Source organism: Streptomyces sp. SID14478, assembly GCF_010548525.1.
GTDB lineage: Bacteria > Actinomycetota > Actinomycetes > Streptomycetales > Streptomycetaceae > Streptomyces.
In genome coordinates this window covers 1-3,233 of sequence record NZ_JAAGMG010001081.1, presented here as the reverse complement: position 1 = coordinate 3,233, position 3,233 = coordinate 1, and the positions used below count along the sequence as shown (strand labels likewise).

General features: G+C 75.3%; 3 protein-coding genes and 1 pseudogene. 3 read left to right on the top strand and 1 reads right to left on the bottom strand.

Translation table 11 applies throughout. The annotated features are described in order from the left end of the window. Positions 1-682 (top strand): annotated as a pseudogene (locus G3I40_RS35300) (hypothetical protein); the annotation flags it as partial. After that, the gene (mycP, locus tag G3I40_RS35295) at positions 679-1,839 is read left to right on the top strand and encodes a type VII secretion-associated serine protease mycosin (protein ID WP_164558924.1); all 1,161 of its coding nucleotides are present in this window, start codon (positions 679-681) and stop codon (positions 1,837-1,839) included. The pseudogene G3I40_RS35300 and the gene mycP, both read left to right, overlap by 4 nt. Here the strand turns inward: mycP and G3I40_RS35290 are convergent. Next, positions 1,823-2,569, bottom strand: a complete 747-nt coding sequence (locus G3I40_RS35290) for a serine hydrolase (protein ID WP_343245116.1) — start codon at positions 2,567-2,569, stop codon at positions 1,823-1,825. The two genes, mycP and G3I40_RS35290, sit on opposite strands and share 17 nt — an antisense overlap. A gap of 163 nt (positions 2,570-2,732) precedes the next feature. Here G3I40_RS35290 and G3I40_RS35285 point away from each other — a divergent pair. Next, positions 2,733-3,233: SseB family protein (locus tag G3I40_RS35285; RefSeq protein ID WP_164558922.1), on the top strand; the 501-nt coding region annotated here is incomplete at its 3' end.

The window sequence follows — 3,233 nt, the reverse complement described above, 5'->3', positions numbered from 1 at the left end:
CTCGCTGCTCACCGGCGACGACGGCGACGGCAGCGTGTCCGCGCAGGCCGCCTACCGCGACGCCGCCGAACTGTGGCACGGCATCCCCGTCGACCGGCTCTTCCCGCCCACCCTCAAGGGCGAGGGCGCGGGCCCCGGCGGCGCCGACCGCACCTGGACCCGGATCGCCGTCGCCCCCGACAGCGGCTGCACGGACGCCTTCGACCCGCTCCTGCGCAAGGCGCTGCGGTCCGTCGGCTGCCTGCGCCTGCTGCGGGCCACGTACACCGACTCCACCCAGAGCGACGTCACCACCGTCGGCCTGCTGTTCACCAAGGCCGACGCCGAGGCGACCAAGGCGCTGCGCACCCGCTTCACCGAGGAGGGCCTCGACCGGCGCGACGACCTGCTGCCCCGCCCCTACGCGGTCAAGGGCACGGCCGCCGCCGGCTTCGGCGACGCCCAGCGCGCGTCCTGGAGCATCAACGTCCTGACCGACGCCCCGGTCGTCGCCTACGCCGTCTCCGGCTTCGCCGACGGCCGCACCGTCACCGACCCCGAGCCCGCCGCCGACGCCATGAAGGCGGGCGCCACCTCCGCCCCCGCCCAGGCCGGACTCGGCCACGAGGCGCAGGGCATCGCCGACCGGGTCGAACGGGGTCTGCGCAAAGCCGTACAGAAGTCCACGGAGCAGCCGTCATGAACCGCCACCACCGGATCGCCGCCCTCGTGGGTGCGGCGGCGCTCGCCCTGCTGCCGTCCGCCGCAGCGCACGCCGACTCGGTCCGCGCCCAGCAGTGGGGCCTCACCGCGATGCACACCCAGGAGGCCTGGCGCACCACTAAGGGCAAGGGCATCACGGTCGCCGTGCTGGACACCGGCGTCGACGACCGGCACGCCGACCTCAAGGGCAACGTCCTCGCGGGCAAGGACCTCGTCGGCTTCGGCGCGCGGCGCGGCGAGCGCCCCTGGGCCCGCCACGGCACCGCCATCGCCGGCGTCATCGCGGGCCACGGCCACGGCCGGGACAACGGCGACGGCGTCATCGGCATCGCCCCGGAAGCCAAGATCCTTCCCGTCCGCGTGATCCTTGAGGACGGCGACCCCTCCCGCGCCAAGGCCCGCGAGACCCGCGGCAACGCGCTGGCCGAGGGCATCCGCTGGGCCGCCGACCACGGCGCCGACGTCATCAACCTCTCCCTCGGCGACGACTCCCCGACCGCCCACGCCGAGGCGAGCGAGGACGAGGCCGTCCAGTACGCGCTGAAGAAGGGCGTCTCCGTCGTCGCCTCCGCGGGCAACGGCGGCAAGAAGGGCGACCACATCTCCTACCCGGCCGCCTACCCCGGCGTCATCGCGGCCACGGCCGTCGACGCGACGGGCAGCAGGTCCTACTTCTCCACCCGCCGCTGGTACGCCACCGTCGCCGCTCCCGGCCGGGGCATCGTCACCCCCGACCCCGACGGCACGTACTACTCGGCCTGGGGCACCAGCGCCGCCTCGGCCTTCGTCTCGGGCGCCGTCGCCCTGGTCCGCGCCGCCCACCCCGGTCTGGGCCCCGCACAGATCAAGCAGCTCATGGAGACCACCGCCCAGGACCCGCCGGCCGGCGGTCGTGACGACTCGCGCGGCTACGGCCTCGTCGACCCGGCCGCCGCGATCCGCGCGGGCGGGGACCTGAAACCGCGCGGCCTGACCTCGGCGGCGTACGGCGAGAAGTACTTCGGCCCCGGCCCGGACGACACCGGTGACGAGGGTCCCGCCGGCTGGGTCGCCCCGGTCGCGTACACGCTCGGTGCCCTGCTGATCGGCGCGGCCTGCTACCTCTGGCGCGGCCACCGCCTCACGCGCCGGCGCTGACCACCGCCACCGCGACCTGCGCCACGGCCTCCACGAGCGCGATCCCGGCTTCCTTGGTGGCGTTGCCCTGCGAGACCACGGCCACCAGGTTATGCCTCCCGGCCGCGGTCACCCGCCCGACGCTGTTGATGTCCCACAGCCCGTCCGCGCTCCGCGACCGCCAGCCGTTCTTCAGCGCGGCACCGGCCGACCCCGCCGCGGAGACGCCCCACGCCTGATCCCTCTCGACGGTTGCCATGAGCTCGTGGACGTACGTCCACGAAGCCTCGCCCAGCACCGATTCGTCGACCCCGAACACCTGCTTGAGCAGGGCGAGTTGATCGCTCGCGGTGGTCCGCGTCAGCCCCCACCGGGGCCCGTCCCCGCCGCTGGTCCCGGTCAGCCCGAGCCGCGCGTTCGCCGCGTCGAGCCCGTCCGCCCCGCCGATGGCGTCCCACAGTGCGGTCGCCGCCGCGTTGTCGCTGCTGCGGATCATCACGGCGGCATGCGCCCTCTCCTGCGCGGTCAGCGTCCGCCCGGCGTCCTGCGCCTGCAGCAGCAGCGCGGCCAGGATGTCGACCTTCACGATGCTCGCGGTGTCGTACGTCGTGCCGCTGTCACCGGCTTCGTACGTCGCACCGGTCCCGTCCGCCACGTCGAGCACGGCGACGGAGAAGTGCCCGTCCAGGTTCCGCACGGCCGCGGCGAGCCGGGCGTCCCGGTCCGCGGCGGGCGGGGGCGACGGCGACACGGAACCTCCCTGGACGGCAGCGAGCTGCGGGACCGGGGCAGTCGCGGTGTGCGCCTGCACCTCCCGCAGACGGTAGTGGCCGCGCCACCGGTGACCAATACCGCCGCCGCACCACAGGGTCCGCCGGACGTCCGTCCCCGCCCGCTCGGTAGGGTCGGTGAACGTGGCGAACAAGAACATTCCCGACTCCGGCTTCTCCGACGACGACGGCACCGCGGACCCGCGGCTGGCCGAGGCCCTGGCCGCCTGGTCGACGGACCGCACGGCCCACGGCCCGGTCCTGGAGGCGCTGAAGGGAGCCCGGCTCCTGGTCCCCGTCGTCGCCGTGCTCGGCGAGGTGGAGGAGGGCGCCGGCCTGCGCCGCGAGAAGACCAGCGACATGGCGGTCCCGACGCTGAAGGCGGGCCACCGCACCGCCCTGCCCGCCTTCACCTCGACCGAGGCGCTCGCGCTGTGGGACCCCGAGGCCCGGCCCGTCGCCGTCCCGCTCCACCAGGCGCTCCAGGCCGCCGCCCACGAGAAGGCCGACACCGTCGTCCTCGACCTCGCGGGCCCGGTCCCGTACGAGCTGACCGGCGCCGCGCTCTACGCCCTCGCCGAGGGGCGCACGAGCACGGACCCGCTGACCGACCCCGCGGTCGTCGAGGCCGTGCGCGCCGCGGTC

What these genes read in the sequence shown, in the direction of transcription:
- mycP (WP_164558924.1), top strand. Translation starts at nt 679, where the DNA reads ATGAACCGCCACCACCGGATCGCCGCCCTCGTGGGTGCGGCGGCGCTC.